This window comes from Sphingomonas sp. TDK1, assembly GCF_001650735.1.
Classification (GTDB): domain Bacteria; phylum Pseudomonadota; class Alphaproteobacteria; order Sphingomonadales; family Sphingomonadaceae; genus Sphingomonas.
In genome coordinates, this window is record NZ_LXVY01000017.1 from 109107 (window position 1) to 126340 (window position 17234).

At 66.6% G+C, this 17234-nt stretch carries 11 protein-coding genes; 9 read left to right on the plus strand and 2 right to left on the minus strand.

Going from position 1 to position 17234, the window contains the following annotated elements:
• Positions 1 to 13 precede the first annotated feature (13 nt).
• Positions 14 to 301: a DUF6916 family protein gene (locus A7X12_RS11110; protein WP_064311680.1), complete on the plus strand. Its 288-nt coding sequence runs from the start codon at positions 14 to 16 to the stop codon at positions 299 to 301.
• Between the two features lie 63 nt (positions 302 to 364).
• Here the strand turns inward: A7X12_RS11110 and A7X12_RS11115 are convergent, their stop codons facing one another.
• Positions 365 to 1003: a phage tail protein gene (locus A7X12_RS11115; RefSeq protein WP_064311681.1), complete on the minus strand. Its 639-nt coding sequence runs from the start codon at positions 1001 to 1003 to the stop codon at positions 365 to 367.
• Positions 1004 to 1532: 529 nt separating this feature from the next.
• Between A7X12_RS11115 and A7X12_RS11125 the strand changes: the two genes are divergently transcribed.
• On the plus strand, positions 1533 to 7430 hold the full coding sequence (locus A7X12_RS11125) for an Ig-like domain-containing protein (RefSeq protein WP_198161996.1): 5898 nt from the start codon (positions 1533 to 1535) through the stop codon (positions 7428 to 7430).
• A gap of 361 nt (positions 7431 to 7791) precedes the next feature.
• On the opposite strand, the gene A7X12_RS26235 is transcribed toward A7X12_RS11125, so the two are convergent.
• Entirely contained in the window at positions 7792 to 8082 is a 291-nt protein-coding gene (locus tag A7X12_RS26235) for a hypothetical protein (RefSeq protein ID WP_232318464.1), read from the minus strand.
• Here A7X12_RS26235 and A7X12_RS11130 point away from each other — a divergent pair.
• The 7 genes from A7X12_RS11130 to A7X12_RS11160 all read left to right on the plus strand — a co-directional run bounded on the left by A7X12_RS11130 (position 8072) and on the right by A7X12_RS11160 (position 17225).
• Positions 8072 to 8500 carry a DUF4402 domain-containing protein gene (locus tag A7X12_RS11130; RefSeq protein ID WP_232318465.1) on the plus strand — a complete coding sequence of 143 codons (429 nt, stop codon included), beginning with the start codon at positions 8072 to 8074 and terminating at the stop codon, positions 8498 to 8500. The genes A7X12_RS26235 and A7X12_RS11130 overlap by 11 nt on opposite strands.
• 1 nt (position 8501) lies before the next feature.
• Positions 8502 to 9344, plus strand: coding sequence for a hypothetical protein (locus A7X12_RS11135; RefSeq protein WP_064311685.1), 843 nt, complete (start codon positions 8502 to 8504; stop codon positions 9342 to 9344).
• Positions 9341 to 12010 (plus strand): carboxypeptidase-like regulatory domain-containing protein, encoded by a 2670-nt coding sequence (locus A7X12_RS11140; protein ID WP_064311686.1) that lies wholly within the window; start codon positions 9341 to 9343, stop codon positions 12008 to 12010. Before A7X12_RS11135 ends, A7X12_RS11140 begins: the two co-directional genes overlap by 4 nt.
• Complete coding sequence (locus A7X12_RS11145) at positions 12007 to 12543, plus strand: hypothetical protein (RefSeq protein ID WP_157105573.1); 537 nt, start codon at positions 12007 to 12009, stop codon at positions 12541 to 12543. Before A7X12_RS11140 ends, A7X12_RS11145 begins: the two co-directional genes overlap by 4 nt.
• Positions 12544 to 12683: 140 nt before the next feature.
• Entirely contained in the window at positions 12684 to 13196 is a 513-nt protein-coding gene (locus tag A7X12_RS11150; RefSeq protein WP_064311688.1) for a DUF4402 domain-containing protein, read from the plus strand.
• Between the two features lie 483 nt (positions 13197 to 13679).
• Positions 13680 to 14618 carry a LysR family transcriptional regulator gene (locus tag A7X12_RS11155; protein ID WP_064311689.1) on the plus strand — a complete coding sequence of 313 codons (939 nt, stop codon included), beginning with the start codon at positions 13680 to 13682 and terminating at the stop codon, positions 14616 to 14618.
• Positions 14619 to 14894: 276 nt separating this feature from the next.
• Positions 14895 to 17225: a TonB-dependent siderophore receptor gene (locus tag A7X12_RS11160; protein WP_084445350.1), complete on the plus strand. Its 2331-nt coding sequence runs from the start codon at positions 14895 to 14897 to the stop codon at positions 17223 to 17225.
• Positions 17226 to 17234: the final 9 nt, after the last annotated feature.

A 17234-nucleotide genomic window follows, 5' to 3' on the forward strand; every position in this document is an offset into this window, starting at 1 on the left:
AGGGGATGGAAAGATGCATCTGCTTACACCCGAAGACTTCGAGCCCTGGATCGGCCGGAAGGTCCGGGTAGCAACGCTCCCCGAGCCCGTGGAAATTACGCTGGAGCGTGTTGATCGGCGCAGTCCGATGCGCGGCTTCGATGTTCGCGAACCATTTTCGCTGTTCTTCGAGTCGCCGCTGCACGTTTTCTTGGTCGACGGTACCTATGATCTCGATTGCGGCAAGGGCGGCCCGCACGCCGTCCTGCTGACACAGCTGCGACCCTCCGACCGCCGCTTTTACGAGGCCGTCTTTGCCTGACCGCGGGGGGCGAGGTTTGGTCCACGTCCAGGCGTTGGGCCGGGGGGACGCGGACCTCTCGGATCAATTGCGCGTGGGATAGATCCCCCTCAACGCGATGTTGGTCTGGACGGCGAGGAAGGGACTCATGGTCGAGAAGGGGATATTGTTTCCCGCGACGCCGACCTGAACGGACCCCTGCGGCGTGAAGGTGCCCCCCGTGATGTTGACGCCGCCGAGGTTCACCGGCGTGCCGGTGGTGCCCGCCGGCACATAGATTTTCACCTGGCTTGGGCCGGCATTGGCGCAATTCGCGAGGAAGGAGCCCTCGGCAGGCGTGTTCACCTGCGCGGTGGTTTGACCGGTATACGCCTGAAGCGAGCCGGTGGCCGATGTCTGCCCCGCAACACCGTTAAAGACGGCCGCGTGGTTATGTTGCGGCATGTTGGCGATCGTCAGCGTCTCGTTTTCGGCGCCCCCGACGTCACCCCATTCATATGTCTGGCCGCTCGCCGTGCTCAATCCGAGACCCAGGAAAGAACGGCCAGCGGCATTCGGCAATGCGAAGGTGCTCACGCCGTTGCCGCCAAAGGTGGTGCCCAGCAACGCGAACAACGCATTGTTCTGGCTGATGGGGATGATTTGACCGTTACACGAAGCCCAGCCCGCCGGTGCAAAATTAAAGCCGGCATGCATGATTTGGCCAATAAATGGATCGGACAAGCCCTACCTCCTTCGCCTTATAACGGAACCGTATCGAAGTATTTCGGTATAGGAGTTGATGCGTTGTAGATACCCGATCAAAGCGATTCGCAAGCAGATTTCGAACGGGCCTATACGATAAGAAAAAAATGATGTGCTGCATCACGAAATTGTCGGTACGCGTGCGTACCGAAATCGATATCCTATGCTGCATCGCGAAATAAATGGCGAAATCGTAAAACCGGGAAGCCTTTGACGCGATTATCGTAACCTTCGTTTTACCCCTTTATCTTATACGGTTGCGAGCAAATAGAGTTGTCTATAAGTAGCTTGGTGTCCACTGGGGCAGCTGGGGGCGTTGTACATGATCTGGGGCTTGGGGAGGGCGCAGTCCGCCTGTGGTCGGATTGTTAAGGCTGTTTTCAGTGAGAAGCCTTGTACGGATGCAGTTGGAGTGCGGCGTAGCAGCGCGCGTCCTCCCTGGCGGATGCAGCGGCAACTTCATGCAGCGGTCGCGGGCGGCCTTTTTCTCTTTGCGCCTGCGCAAGCCATGGCGGCATCAGCTGCCTGCAATGAGATAAATACCTTCAGCGGTACCTACACGGTCAATGCGGCTGGCGATTCCGATAATTCAAAGTTTACTACCCAGCCGCTCGTCAATGGAGAGACGGTAAACTATTCCTGGTCGGGCAACACGCAGGCCGCCCATGTCTTCATAGTCTATACTCGGGATGGCGGCAGCGGGGCCACCTATGCGTCGGACTCGCTACAAGACTCTACCGCATCGAGCGGGAGCGGGTCGTTCACCTTCAACGGGACCAGCAGCGGCGATTATCTGCAGCTGGGACTATCAAGCTACAACGTGACTAACAGCAGCACCCCCGTGCCCTTCGGAACCGCCAGAAGCGTCCAGATCACGATCAGCTGTTCAACGGGAACGACGCTCGGCGTAACAATGAACCACAGCGGCAATGCCGTTCAGGGCGGTTCGCTCGCGTACACGATCACGCCCAGCGTCTCGGGCGGCGCCACCACCAGCGCGACGCTGACCGCCACCTTCACGCTGCCGAGCGGCATGACCTATTCGAGCGCTTCGGGCTCGGGCTGGAGCTGCAGCGGGTCGGGCCAAACGGGTTCGTGCACGCGCACGACCGGATTCAGCGCCGGCTCGGGGCCAACGATCACGTTGAACGCCGCTTTCGCCAGTAACGCGTCGAGTCCGCTCAGTCCCTCCGTCCAGCTTTCCGGCGGCGGCGCATCGAATACCCCGAGCGCATCCGATTCCACCGTGGTGGTGGGCACGCCGACGGTAACCTCGATCGCGCCCACGTCCGGATCGTCGGCGGGCGGCACCAGCGTCGTGATCACCGGTACGAACCTGAGCGGTGCGACCAGCGTGTCCTTCGGGGCCGCGCCTGCCCCGGGCTATACCGTCAACAGCACCACGCAGATCACCGCGACGTCGCCGGCCGGCACCGGCACGGTCGATGTTCGGGTGACCACCGCGGGCGGCACGAGCGCGACCAGCGCGGCCGACCAATTCACCTATGTCGCGGCACCCTCGGCATCGGCCTATACCGCACCAGCCGTTGCTTATGGTGCAACGGGCGCGACGTTCAGCCTCGCAGGCCAGGTTACCAATAGCCCCACCAGCTTCGCGGTCGGATCCTCGACCACCGCCAATGGCGGTACCGTTTCGATCAACAATGCGGGCCTCGTCACCTATTCTGCACCGGCCGGATATCGCGGGAACGACAGCTTCACCTACACCGCCAGCAATAGCGGCGGCACCTCGGGGTCGGCATTGGTGACGGTGCCGGTGAGCAATCCCACGCTTTCCGCCAGCCTGACCGGCAGCGGCACGCGCGGCACGGCGTTGAGCGGCGTGCAGGTCGTCACCACCGGCGGCACCGCGCCCTATAGCTGCAGCACCACGCTCGCCTCGGGCGCGCTTCCTGCCGGCACCCAGCTCGACACCAATTGCACGATCACCGGCACGCCGACGGCGAGCGGCACGTTCAGCTTCACCGCGAACGTGACCGACAGTTCGGTGCCATCGGGCTTCACCCAGGCGACGGGTTCCCTTTCGCTCGTCATCGCCTCGCCAACTCTGACGCTGTCGCCTGCGGCCGGGGCGCTTCCGGCCGGCACCGTGGGGGCAAACTATTCGCAAAGCTTCACCGCGGGCGGCGGCACCGCGCCCTACAGCTACGCCATCTCCGCGGGCACCCTTCCTGCGGGACTGATCCTTTCGGGGAGCACGGTTGCGGGCACGCCATTCCAGGACGGCACCTTCAACTTCACCGTCACCGCGACGGACAGCGCCTCCGCCGGTAGCGGCGGTCCCTATTCGGTGTCCAAGAGCTATTCGATCACCGTCAGCGCGCCGACCATCACCTTGACCCCCACCTCGCTCCCCGGCGCGACCGCTGGGGTCGGGTACAACCAGAACATCACGGCGAGCGGCGGGGTCACGCCCTATACCTATGTGATCACCGCCGGGGCCTTGCCTGCGGGATTGACCCTCTCCAGCAGCGGGACGCTGTCCGGCACGCCCAGTGCGGGCGGCAGTTTTACCTTCACCGTCACCGCCACGGATAGCTCGAGCGGGACGGGGCCGTTCACCGGCAGTCGTGCCTATTCGCTGACCGTTGCTGCGGCGACGGTCACGGTCGCGCCGACCACGCTGCCGAGCGCGCGCGCGGGAACGCCGTTCAGCCAGGCGCTGACCGCCTCGGGCGGCAACGGCACCTACACCTTCGCGCTGACGGCAGGTGCCCTGCCGCCGGGCTGGACTTTGTCGCCCAGCGGCGTGCTGTCGGGCACCGCCACGGAAAGCAACACGTTCAATTTCACCATCACGGCCACCGATCAATCGATCGGCGCCGGTGCTCCTTATAGCGGCAGCCAGGCATATTCGACGAATGTCGGGATACCGCTCTTCACGCTCACCGCGCCTACCCTGTCGGGTGCGGCCGGCGTGGCCTATACCGGCCACTTCGTCGCCGGCGGCGGCACCGCACCCTATGTCTATTCCCTGTTCAGCGGCACGCTCCCGCCAGGCTTGGCGCTTGGATCCGACGGGACCCTGTCGGGCACGCCGACCTCTGCGGGAACGTTCAACTTCGCGGTTGTCGCGCAGGATAGCACCACGGGTCCCGCCGGACCGTTCCGGGTCGGTAGTGGCTACACCTTCACGGTCAGCCCGCCCTCGGCGCCGACGGCCGGGCCGGTCAACGTTACCGTCGCCTATAATTCGTCCGCCAATTCGATCGCGCTCGCCTTGTCGGGGCAGACCGCCGCCAGCGTGGCGGTGGCGACGCCGCCGGCGCATGGCACCGCCACGGTCAATGGCCTTGCGATCGACTACACCCCGACGGCCGGCTATTTCGGCGCCGACAGCTTCACCTATACCGCAACCAATGCGGGGGGTACGTCGGCCCAGGCGACGGTGAGCATCACCGTCGGCGCGCCGGGAGCGCCCACCGCCGCAAACCGCAGTGGCGTGGCGATCCCGTATAACAGCGGCGGCACCGCGATCGACCTCTCCGCATCGATCTCCGGCGTGCATGCCAGCATCAGCGTGGCGACCGCGCCTGCGCACGGCACGGCCAGCGTGGCGGGCGACGTGGTCACCTATACGCCCACGGCCGGCTATGCCGGGGCGGACAGCTTCACCTATACGGCCACCGGCCCTGGCGGGACCTCGACGCCCGCAACGGTGGGCCTCGTCGTGGCATCGCCTGCCGCGCCGACGGTCGCCGATCGCAGCGGGGTGGCGATCCCGTATACCAGCACCGGTACCGCGATCGATCTCTCCACATCGATCTCCGGCGTGCATACCAGCATCAGCGTGGCGACCGCGCCTGCGCACGGCACGGCGAGCGTGGCGGGCGATGTGGTCACCTACACGCCTGCTGCCGGCTATGCCGGGGCGGACAGCTTCACCTATACGGCCACCGGCCCCGGCGGCACCTCGACGCCCGCAACGGTGGGCCTCGTCGTCGCATCGCCGGCCGCGCCGACGGTCGCCGATCGCAGCGGCGTCGAGGTACCGAATGGCAGCACCGGTACCGCGATCGATCTCGGCAGCTCGATCACGGGCATGCACACCGGCATCGCGATCGCCACCGCGCCCGCGCACGGCACGACGAGCGTGGCGGGCGACGTGGTCACCTATACGCCCACGGCCGGCTATGCCGGGGCAGACAGTTTCACCTACACGGCGACAGGCCCGGGCGGCACCTCGGCGCCGGGAACCGTGCGCATCACCGTGACCGCGCCGGCGGTGCCGAGTGCGACCAATCGGAGCGTGGCGGTGGGCTATAACAGCCCCGGCACGCCGATCGATCTCGCGGAGTCCGTGACCGGTGTCTACACCAGCATCGCGGTCGCCGGTGCGCCGGCCCATGGCACCGCCACCGTTTCGGGCAGCGTGATCACCTATATTCCGACGAAAGACTCGTTCGGGGCGGACAGCTTTACCTACACGGCCACCGGACCGGGCGGCACGTCCGCGCCCGCTACCGTGACCGTCACCGTCGCGACGCCGCCACCGCCGGCCGTGGAACCGAGCAGCAGCACGGTGCCCGCCGCAACCACGGCGCAGCCCGGCATGAACACCGAAATCAACTTGTCCGAGCTGGTCAACGGCAACTTCACCACCATCGAGATCCAGACGCCACCGTCGCACGGCACGCTGACGCTGCGGAACCTCAACGCTTCCCCGAGCGGCGGCGTGCGCCCGCTCGCGGTAACAGCCGTGACGGCGGTCTACACGCCGAACGTGAACTATGTCGGTACAGACAGCTTCAGCTTCGTCGCCGTCGGACCGGGCGGGCGCTCGGCGCCCGCCGCCGTGACCATCCAGGTCGTCGCCGCCCTGCCGCAGGCGCTGCCCAAGACGGCGGAGACCGGCGACGGCCAGCGCGTGTCGGTCGACCTGACTGCCGGTGCGCTCAATGGTCCGTTCACCGGTGCGGCGGTGGTGGGCATGACGCCGACGGACGCGGCGGTCACCCAGGTGGTTGCCAGCGGTTCGGGCGCAACCCAGGCCTATCGCCTCGACATCGTTCCGGCGGCGCGTTTCGGCGGCACGATCGTCATCCAATATACCTTGAGCAACGCCTTCGGCACGTCGGCGCCGGCGACGGTTACCGTCACGGTTGCGGCGCGTCCCGACCCGACGCTCGATCCCAATGTGCGTGGCCTCAGCGACGCACAGGCCGAAGCGGCGCGTCGCTTCGGGCGCGCGCAGGTGGCAAACTTCATGCGCCGCACCGAGCAGCTGCATAACGGTGGCGGCTCGAGCAAGTCGCAGATGGGCGTCAGCCTGGCTTCGCGGGATCAGCATCCGGTGATGCGCGACAACCCTGCCTTCGATTCGTACGCCGCGACGATCACCGAGCGGATGCGCATGTCGGGTGAGGATCCCGCGCTGGGCGCCATCGCGCGTCGCAGGCCTTCCGCGATGAGCGGCGGCGGCACCCCCGACGCGGTTGATGGGGACGCGCGGCGAATGGCGATGGCCGGCTCCCCGGCTGCCACCGCGCCTGCCGGGCGCCCGACCGTCCAGGGGAACGACGATGGCGACGGTGGTGACGGCACGCGCCGCAAGGGCTCCGTGGCCCTGTGGACCGGCGGCGCCATCGATATCGGCACCCAGGATGCGACGAGCGATCGTTCGAAGATCACCGCGACCACCTCGGGCCTCAGCACGGGCGCGGACATCAAGTTGGCGGACGGCATCCTCGTCGGCATCGGCGGCGGCTACAGTAACGATGTCAGCCGCATCGGCGGCAGCAAGGCACGGGTGCGCAGCGAGAGCCGATTGGTCGCTGCCTATGCCAGCCTGATGCCCGTGGAGGGCGCCTTCATCGACGGCATGGTGGGCCTTGGCGATCTGAGCTTCACCACGCGCCGGCTGGAGGGAACGACGAACGCCACCGCACTCGGAAGCCGGGACGGCACCTTCACCCTCGGCGCGCTGGCGCTTGGGATCGATCGGGAGGGTGGGCCGCTGCGGTGGTCGCTCTACGCGCGCGGGGAGTTCTTCAGGGCCAATCTCAACGGCTATACGGAGAGCGGGGCCGGGCGCATGGATCTGCGGTTCGACAGTCGCGACGTCCACTCGCTGACGGGCACGCTCGGCGCGCGGCTCGAGATGGAACGGCACTATGGCGGGATTACGATGACCCCGCGGCTTCGAGTCGAGTGGAATCATGAGCTTCAGGATGCGGCTGCGCAGCGGCTCGATTATGCCGACATTCCCGGCCAGGCACTCTACAGCATCAGCACTTTCGGCTGGTCGCGCGATCAGTATCAGCTGAGCCTTGGCACGCGGATGGCGCTGCCGCGCAACTGGACGGTCGATTTGGAAAGCGGCTATCGCGGCGGCGGACAGGAAACCGCGGGAACGCTGCGCGTCGTGGTCGGGAAAGAGTTCTAACGCGGCGGGCCGGGTGCTGAACGACGCGCTGCTTCGCCGACCGTTAGGACGGCGGGCGGATCGCCAATAACATGCTCGGCCAGTTGGGCACGGGCTCCGCTGTGCTGGCCGACAGAGCCGATGCTGTCGATCGCATCCGAGAGCTGATCCAGAACCAGCGCGCTGCGCCCAGCATCCCATCCGCGCGCGACCCCCGCTGAAAACCGTCCTTCAGTGCGGCCGTATCGAGCGGTGCAACAACGGACCCCGCGAACGGCTGCAACCGCAGTGTCCTTTTGCAACCAACTTTTGGGGACGCCGGAAAGAAGTCGCGCGACCGGGTGAGACGTTCGGCAGCGTTGAAGTGATCCGTTGCTCAAGATCAAAATAGCTTTGAAGTTTTCCAGCGTCCCGAGCGACAAAGGCTGGGCGACATATTCGATAAGTTGGTACCTATCCGTAACGATGAAACGTACAAATACGTATCAGCGTAGGTTTCCCAATTGCCAGCTATAAGTATTTGTGAGTGCAGGCTGACAGTGCCTCCACTGTAGACCTTGGCGGGGGTAATGAAAATGTTTGCACGATTGTTCATTTGCGTTTCGGCGACGTTGATGCCTGCGGCAGTAATGGCGCAGACGTCTGCTTCGGGCACCGGTTCCTTGACGGTCATTCAGCCGCTGACGATCACCAAGAACGCCGATCTTCAGTTCGGCAGTGTCGTTCGCCCGGTTTCGGCGGCAGGAGCGGTTGCGGTTGCGGTGACGGGCGCCCGCACCGTAACCGGCGATATCCAGGCGCTGGCCTCGGGCGACACGCCGCAGGCCGCGCGCTTCACCATCTCGGGCGAGGGCGGCCATGCCCTGTCGGTCACGATCCCGGCCTCGTTCACGCTGGCGAATGGCGCGCAGTCGCTGGTCGTAACCACCACGAACAACCTCACCGGCGCCCTCAGCGCGCAGACGCTCAGCGGCACCGCCGGTGGCGCGGGAACGCTGGACGTGCGCGTCGGCGGTACGGTCGCGCTGGCGACGACCACCCCGGCGGGGCTCTACACCGGCGCCTTCACCGTTTCGACGGCGTACAACTAAGATGCTGCGGGCTTCCGGGGCGTTGGGGCTGAGCAGCCTCGTGGTGGGGGCGGCAATGCTGCTGGCGGCGTCGCCGGCTGCGGCGCAGGCCGGGAATCTCGGCCTGTCGCACCACCGCGTCGTGTTCGACGGTACGTCGCGGACGGCGACCATCTACCTGTTCAACCGCGGCAGCGTGCCCGCCGCGTTCCGGATCGACCTGGTCGACATGACGATGTCCAGCGACGGCGTCATCCGGCCAGTGGCTGCCGATGCGGCCGCGCCAGAGCATTCGGCACGCGACGTGCTGGAATTCACGCCGCGCCGGGTCCTGCTCGGCCCGCAGCAGAGCCAGGCAGTACGGATCCGGGTGCGGCCGCCCGAGGCAGCGGGCGAGCTGCGCAGCCATCTGGCGATCACCGCCTTGCCATCGGTCGACGCCGAGGCGAAGATCGCGCGCCTCGACAATGGCGTGGCAAATGGCGTTGCGGTGCAGATCTCGACGCTGTTCAGTGTCAGCATCCCGATCGTGGTGCGGACCAATGCAAAGGCTGCTTCCGCGCATATCGAGAAGCTCCAGGTTGCGCGCAGTGGCACGTCCGCGGGCGCGATGCTGACGTTCGACCTGGTCCGTGACGGTCCGGGATCGGTGTATGGCGATGTCGAGCTGGTGTCCGGCCGCGGGCGCGATCAGCGCGTGCTCGGCAGCATGCGCGGCATCGCGCTCTATCCGGAGACGGATCACCGCACCGTACAGCTCGCCGCGCCCGCAGTGGCGACGGGCCAGGCCGCACGGCTGATCTTCAGCAATCGCGAAGCACCTGCTTCGGTCGAGGTCGCTTCGGCGAACCTCACGATCCCGTGAAACCCGCCCGAGCGGCCGGATGCGGGCTGCTCCTCGCCACGATCAGCGCGCCCGTGATGGCCAGCGCACAGGCGAGCGGCCCGGCAGGCGTGACCACCTGCCCGCCGGAGGACATGCTCCTTTGGCTCGAGGTGCGGACCGATACCGATCTCCTCGCGGAAACCATGGATGCGTATGCCGGCGCAGGCGGCACGTTGCTGCCGCTTGGCCAGTTTGCCCGCATCCTCGACCTGGGGATCGTCGTCGCCGCCGATGGCCGGCATGCGAGCGGTGCCATCGATCCGCGGACGCAGGTCACCGTTGATCTCGATGCCGGCACCGCACAGGTGGGCACGACCAAGGTCGCGCTCGGCCCCGGTGCGTGCGTTCGCAAGGGCGACATCTATCTGGCCGCGGAGACCATGGAGACGCTGCTGCCGGTGCGCCTGCGCGTCGCTGCCGACGCGCAGCTGCTGCAGGTCACCCCGATGGGGGTGCTGCCGATGGTCCGCAACCGGCAGGTCGCCGAGCGCCGCGCCGCCTTGTCGCAGCTGGCGCGTGCCGAAACCGCGGTGCTGGCCAGGGATCCCTATCGGCTGCTCAGCATCCCTGCGGTCGAGGTAAATGCCGGGCAACGCTTCGGCAGCGATGCGGCGCTGCAATCGCGATGGCTGGGCGTGCGTGCGGCCGGCGATCTCGCTTTTGCGGGGTTTCGCGGCTTTGTGGGCCTGGACTCGGCGGGGGCGACCAACGTCCAGCTCACCCTGGAGCGTACCAGTGCGGACAATCGCGCGCTCGGCATGCTCGGCGGCAGCCGGGTCGCCATCGGCGATGTGGCGACGCCCGATGCCCAGCTCGGCGCGCGGAGCGTGCCCGGGCGCGGCATCTTTTATTCCTCCGCGCCACTCCAGTCCTTCGACTTTTCGCACCCGCTCGTCCTGGAGGGCGATGTGGCCGATGGCGAGCAGATCGAAGTCTATGTCGACGGCACGCTCCGCGCGGGGCGTGCCGCAGCCAGCGGTGGCCGCTACCGCTTCGACAATCTTTCGCTCGGCATCGGGGATCACCAGGTCCGCATCCTGTTCTATGGCCCGCAGGGGCAGGTGCGCGAGGATGTCCGGTCGTTCCAGCTGGGTTCCGGGTTGCTGCAACCGGGGCAGACCGCCATCCGCTTCAGCGTGGTCCAGCCCGAACGGCCGCTGCTGCGGATGGAGGACGGACCCTGGCCCCGCACGGGGAACGCCTTGCGGGTGGTCGCGCTGGTCGATCGCGGCCTGAGCCGCAGGATCACGGCGCATGCGGGCCTCACGCGATTTCGCCCCTGGTATGGTCAGGAACGCCTTGCCGGGACCGCCGGGATCAAGGCGATGCTGGCGGGCGCCGCGCTCGATGGCGTCCTCGGCCTCGACAGCCGCGGCGGACGTGCCGCCAGCCTGCTGGCCGGATCCCGCATCCGGGGCGTCAGCGTGCGGATGCTGCACGCGGAATATGCCGGCGGCTTCGTCGATGAAACGCGCGATCCGATGTCGGGCGGCGTGGCCTTGCGGCGCGCAACCGAGGCGCAGGTCGATCTCGTCGCGCCGCTGCCCGGGGGGCAGCGGATGCCGATCGCTTTCGATCTGAGACGCATCGAGCAGCAGGACGGCACGCACCGGATCGAGGCGAATGCGCGCGCCGCCGCCATGGTCGGGACCAGCTATGTCAACGTGATGGTCAGCCGCCAGGGGTGGGGCGGCGGCATCGCCGGGGCCCAGCACCTCGCCTCGGTCGAGACCTCGACACCGCTCGCCGCGGCGCTCCAGCTGCGCACGGGCCTGGCCTATCGGATCACCGGCAGGCGAGGCATCGAGAGCGCCTATGTGTCGACGCAGATCGCGATGCCGCAGGGCGACATGCAGTTCATCCTGTCCCGGCAGAGCGGACCGCCGTCCCGGCTTCGGTTGGACGCCTCGTATCGCCATCGCTTCCGGCGTTTCGATCTGTCGACGGCCGCGGGCTATGATGTTCGCACGCGCAGCTGGCGGGCGGCGCTGCAAGTCACCTTCGCGTTCGCCCAGACCGTGCGGCAGGGCTATGGCCTCGCACCGACAAGCGTGGGTATGAGCGGGCGGGCGGCGATCCGCACCTTCCTCGATGCCAATGGCGACGGTCATTGGCAGCCGGGCGAGAAGGCGGTGGGCGGCGTGCAGGTCTACACCCCAGCGGGTACCGTGATGACCGATGCGCACGGCCAGGTCCTGGCGGAGGACCTGGGCGATACGCTGCCCGCCCAGCTCCGCGTCGACGTGTCGCAGAGCAGCGAACTGTACCTGGCCGAGATGCCCGGCGCGATCCGGCTGGTGCCCCGCCGCGGACGGACGACGCCGCTGGAAATCCCGCTGCGCGCTGCCGGCGAAGTGGAAGTGAAGCTGCACGTCGCGACTGCCGATGGTACCCAGCCGCTGACCGCGGTGACGATCGAGCTGGTCGCCGAGCATGGCGGCACGTCCTTCCCTGCGCGGACTGACAATCTGGGGACGGCGGTGTTCGGCGGGATTCCGCCCGGCCGCTATCTCGTACGCCTGCTGCCTGCCCAGGCGGCGCAGTTGCATTTGGCGCTGCAAGCGCCGGAAGCGGTCGACGTGCCCGCCGAGGGCGGTTTTCTGCGCGTGAAACCCATTCTGGCGCATTGGGTTGACGACAGATGATGCAACGTTCGAGGAGGTTGGGCGGCATCGCCGCTTCGTTGTGGTGCCTTGCCGCGGGCCCCGCCGCCGCCGAGGTAACCGTGACCCTGCCGGCCTCGACGACGCCGGCGCTCGGCGAAATCGTGGCAGGGACGATGCCCACGGTGTTTCGCATCGGCGTGGACGGCTCGGTGACGCGAATCTCAGGTGACGCCGTCCGGCTCAGCAACGCGCCGGTCACGCCACCGACGATGCGGCTGACCTGCGGGCTGCTCAACCTGGCGAGCCTGTGCCTGGTCCGCAACATCCGCATCACCATGGCACCCCAGGTGAGCGGCACCATCGCGTCGGTCACGATGTTCCGCGTCGGCGCGGTGACCGGCACCAGCTTCAGCGGCGGCCCGCCGGCGGACGCGAGCACGCTGAATTTCCAGCTCAACCCGATGGGTCTCGGCAACGTCGTCACTATCCAATTCGGCATGGATATCACGGTCGCCGCGGGGCAGCGGGGCGTGGCAACCACCCGCTACACCGTGAACGCGGATTTCGTCTGACAAGGGTGGCGTTGCCCTTTCGGACAGGTCTTCCGCATAAACCATTTTCACGCAGGCATTTGTAACCGGCGCGCGTCTATCGCGTTTCTCATGGTCGCGGGCAGACCGAAAATCGGCTGCCGTCATAACGAGAATGGTAGATGATACTCCGCAAACTATGCCCGGCGCTCGCGCTTCTTCTGCCGCACGCCGCGATGGCGCAGACAGCCGAGACGGCGACAGGATCGCTGACGATCGTCCAGCCGCTCACGATCACCAAGGACGCAGACCTGCGGTTCGGCAGCATCGTGAAACCTTCGGCCAGCGGGTCGGTCGCGATCTCCACGGCCGGCGTGCGGAGCGTAAGCGACGGTGTCCAGGCACTCAGCGCCGGGGATACGCCGCAGGCTGCGCGCTTCACGGTCGCGGGCGCGGGTGGCCGTGCGCTGTCGATCCAGATCCCGCCGTCGATCACGCTCAGCAGCGGCACGCATGCGCTGCTGGTCACCACGACGAGCAATCTCACGGGCGCGCTGGCGGCCCAGGTGCTCAGCGGCACGCCCGAAACGACGGGGTCTCTGGAGGTTCGCGTGGGCGGCAGCGTGGCTCTCGCGAGCACGACCGAGCCCGGCACCTATACGGGCGTGCTCACGGTATCGGCGGCATACAACTGAGGGCGTTCCGCGCTGGGAATCGTCCGTCTTCCGGATGCGCCCCGCGCGCAGGCGTGGATGGTCGCCGGAACGGTGCTCTTTACGATCGGATGCCGAGCGGGTTGACGCGAAGGGCGGCACGCCACGCAGTGTTCGACAGCATCCCGGATGTCGGGTGCGGAATCGCACTGGCTGTAAAAAAATAACGCTGATTCAAATATGTAGAAGGTGCCGTCAGGCCTGATGTCATGCGGCATACGAGCATCGTGCGATGCTGGATTGGTTCGATTCCGACATCGCTGGTGATTCCGGCTTTGGATTGACCGGATCGCTTTCTGACAGGTTCGGCGTGGCGATCATTGGGGCACCGGCCTGCATTCGCCCCCGTAGCGACCCGGGCTTGCCGGACGGCGGCGGGGATTGCACGATCCCCTTGCTGCGGGTCCGCGCGATCCGGTGGCCAAAGAACAAGCCATATCGGGTCTTTGGAGTAGGGATCGAACCATGGGGGAAACCGGCACCAGGCTGCGCCGCCTGAACATCAACCTGCTCTATGCGCTCCACGCGGTGCTGGAGGCGCCGACGCTGACCGCCGCGGCCCGATCGGTCGCGCTCAGCCAGCCGGCCATGAGCGCCAAGCTGCGCCAGCTGCGCGACCATTTCGGCGACGAGCTGGTGATCTACGGCGATCGCAAGCTGCGCACCGCGCTGGGCGAGGCGCTGTGCGCGCGCACCGGGCGGCTCCTGCGCGAGGTGGACGACACCTTCAACCTCACGCTGGATTTCGATCCCGCCACTGCCCGCCAGACGATCACGATCGCCGCGCCCGAGGCGATCGAGCTCATGTTCCTCAGCCGGGTCATCCCCAATATGCGGGCACGCGCGCCCGGCCTTCGGATTCGGACGGTGCCCTTCGTCCATGGGTCGGTCCACCGCCTGTTCGACGCCGGCGTCGACATGGCGATCGTGCCCGATGCGATGGTCGACCCGGATCTGTCCTCGCAGTCGCTGTTCAGCCACCGGCTGACCGGCATGGTGTGGCGGGAGCATCCCTTTACCGCGTTGAGCATGGACGAGGCCGACTATCTCGCCGCGCAGCATGGCGCGGCTTCCGAAGAGATCGAGGGCGCGATGTTCGGCGCCTATGGCCCGGAGCATGTGCTCGCCCGCCGGGACGTCGTGATCCGCACGGGACTCTATTCGATGCTGCCGCTGCTCGCGCTGGGATCGGAACTGATCGTCACGGCCAGCGACTGGTTCGCCCAATATAATGCCGCGATCCTGCCCTTGCGGCTGGTGACCTTGCCGTTCCTGAACGCCTCCTCCGAACTGGTCGCGCAATGGCAGCCCTATCGCGCGCGGGAGCCGGTGATCGCCTGGTTGATCGACGCGCTGATGCGCGGCGCGCGCGCGATTGGCGCCCCCCATCCGCAAATCGGATGAGGGCATAAGATTTTACAATTTGATGACGCCTTGGGTTGCGCGCAGTTTCTCCCCAGGTCGAGACGAGCCGGCGCAACGGGAACTCCCGAAAAAGACGAAGGCCTTCGACCCCGCAGAAGAAACAGCCGTCGCGCCGAGCGCGGCCGGCAACCGAGCGCTCCGAATAGTCGGGGTGCTTCACTGCATCAACGTGCAGCGGCGATCCGCCGGCATCTGTGAATCTGGTCGATTCGCAGGGCCCTGTCGCCTGCCGCACGCAAATGGGAGGGATACTACATGCAGGGGAGTCGCGGATTTTTCCTGTCGAGCGCAGCCGCTTTGGTGGTGCTGCCTGCCATCGGCCTGCTCGCGCCGACGACGGCGATCGCGCAGCAGCGCGGCATCTGGCTGCCGGCCATGCCGCTGCAGCAAGCGCTGGACAGCATTCGCCAGCAGACCGGGGCGGTCATCGACATCGACCCCGATGCGGTGCGGGACCTCACCTCCAACCCGGTCGAAGGCGCACACGACGCGATCGCCGCGGTGCGCGAGGCCACCCGCGGGCAGGCCGTCAGCGTCCAGGTGGAGCGCAAGGGCCGTATTATCGTCGCCAACGAGATCACGGTGCTCGCGCGGCCCGACGAGGCGGAGCTCAACGTTCTCGTCCGCGGTGACACCAGCTCCAGCCGCACCGGTGAGTCGCTGCGCGACCAGCCGCGCAATACCCAGGTGATCTCCGCCAAGCTGATCGCCGAACAGCAGGCGCAGAGCCTGCCGGACGCGCTGCGCAATGCCGGCGGCGTGACGGTCAACACCGCCAACGTCCAGAGCGGCACCACCTACACCGTCCGCGGTTTCTCCACCGGCGGCGCGATCAACGGCCTGCCGACCCCGTCGAACAGCAACTTCGCCGCGGGCAGCACCCAGCCGCTGGCCAATGTCGAGCGGCTGGAAGTGCTGAAGGGCCCCGATGCGATCCTGCTCGGCGGCGACAGCCTGGGCGGCACGGTCAACATCGTCACCAAGAAGCCCAGCGCCGAGGAGCGGCTCTACGTGTCGCTGGAGGGCGGCTCCTTCACCTCCGGGCGGGTTTCGATCGACGCGAACAACGCGATCACCGCGGACAAGCATCTGAGCGCGCGCATCGTCGCGACGGCGGCGGATGCCAATCACAATTACGGCGGCTATCGCGGCAATGGCGATTACCTGTTCGCCCCGTCGCTGCGCTTCAAGAACGCGCATACCGACATCATCGCCGGCATCACCCTGGGCAACCAGGTCATGGGCATGTCGCCCTATACGATCTTCAATCCCCAGACGAACAAGCCCTATCCGGTCGATCGCCGCAAGCCGATCCTGGGCGACAAGAACCAGTTCATCCAGATCAAGCCGAGCACCTATGACCTGCAGGCCAAGCAGGAAGTCGCCTCCTGGCTGACCGTCTCGGCGCATTACCAGCATCAGGACACGACGCTGCTGCTGCGCCAGTTTTCGCCCTTCGTGGTGCTGGACCCCACCGGCCTGCTACTCGTTTCCACCAGCGGCGTGAGGCAGCGCAGCAAGAACGATGCGATCGACGGCTATGTCCGCATCAAGGTGAAGACCGGCCCGATCGAACATAAGCTCATCGTCGGCGGCATGTATTACAAATATGCGGTCGCTGCCGATCAGGCGTCCGACGGCCGGATGTTCCCCTATAATTTCATCACCAAGAGCGGCCCGCCGCTGGCGCTGCCGACCAATTACGCACCCTCCTTCACCGTGTCGGGCAAGCAGAAGAGCTATTACGCCCAATATCTGGCCAAGGTGTGGAAGCTGGCGCTGATGGCGAGTGTTCGCAAGACCGATGCCGATGCGATTTCACAGGTGGTGGGGCGGCCAACGCTCACCACGCATTCGAACGGCGCGACCACGCCCAGCTTCGGTGCGGTGCTGGACATCACCCCGAACCTGTCGGCCTATGGCTCGCTCGCCTATGGCTTCATCCCGAGCTTCCAGACCGATTATACCCGGGTGACCCTCCTGCCGGATACGCGCACGCGCAATGCGGAAGGTGGCATCAAGCTCGACCTGTTCCACAAGAGCGTGCTGGTCAATGCGTCCTATTTCAACCTGCGCCAGAGCAATGTCCGCGTTGCCGATCCGGTGCATCGCGGCTTCCAGATCGCGCTGCCCGGCCAGGTGGGCAAGGGGATCGACCTCAGTGTGTCGGGCGAGCCGCTGAAGGGCTGGCTGCTGAGCGGCAGCTTCACCCGTACCGAGTATAGCTATCTCGTCCCCAATCCCAAGGGCGGCGCTGTCGGCACCGTCGTCAATCTGGTGCCGCGCGACCAGTACAGCCTCTATACTTCCTATCGCCACCGCGTCGCGGACCAGGTGACGGCGGGGCTGGGCGCGGGCGTCTATGGCCGATCGAGCGCTGCGGTCGACAATCTCGGCAAGGTGTGGATCGGGCCGAACAACCAGGTCGACCTCAACACCTTCCTCACGGTCGGCAAGCTCGACGTCAATTTCGGCGTGCGCAACGTGTTCGATCGCGTGAACCAGGGCGTCACGATCGCCACCAACTATGTCCCGCTCAGCGAGCCGCGCACCTGGCGCCTGACGCTCGGCTATCGTTTCCGTTGAAGAAGGTCC

Coding starts and splice junctions, on each gene's coding strand:
- A7X12_RS11110 (WP_064311680.1), top strand. CDS start 14: ATGCATCTGCTTACACCCGAAGACTTCGAGCCCTGGATCGGCCGGAAG.
- A7X12_RS11125 (WP_198161996.1), top strand. CDS start 1,533: ATGGCGGCATCAGCTGCCTGCAATGAGATAAATACCTTCAGCGGTACC.
- A7X12_RS26235 (WP_232318464.1), bottom strand. CDS start 8,082: ATGACCGTCAAGGAACCGGTGCCCGAAGCAGACGTCTGCGCCATTACT.
- A7X12_RS11135 (WP_064311685.1), top strand. CDS start 8,502: ATGCTGCGGGCTTCCGGGGCGTTGGGGCTGAGCAGCCTCGTGGTGGGG.
- A7X12_RS11145 (WP_157105573.1), top strand. CDS start 12,007: ATGATGCAACGTTCGAGGAGGTTGGGCGGCATCGCCGCTTCGTTGTGG.
- A7X12_RS11150 (WP_064311688.1), top strand. CDS start 12,684: ATGATACTCCGCAAACTATGCCCGGCGCTCGCGCTTCTTCTGCCGCAC.
- A7X12_RS11155 (WP_064311689.1), top strand. CDS start 13,680: ATGGGGGAAACCGGCACCAGGCTGCGCCGCCTGAACATCAACCTGCTC.
- A7X12_RS11160 (WP_084445350.1), top strand. CDS start 14,895: ATGCAGGGGAGTCGCGGATTTTTCCTGTCGAGCGCAGCCGCTTTGGTG.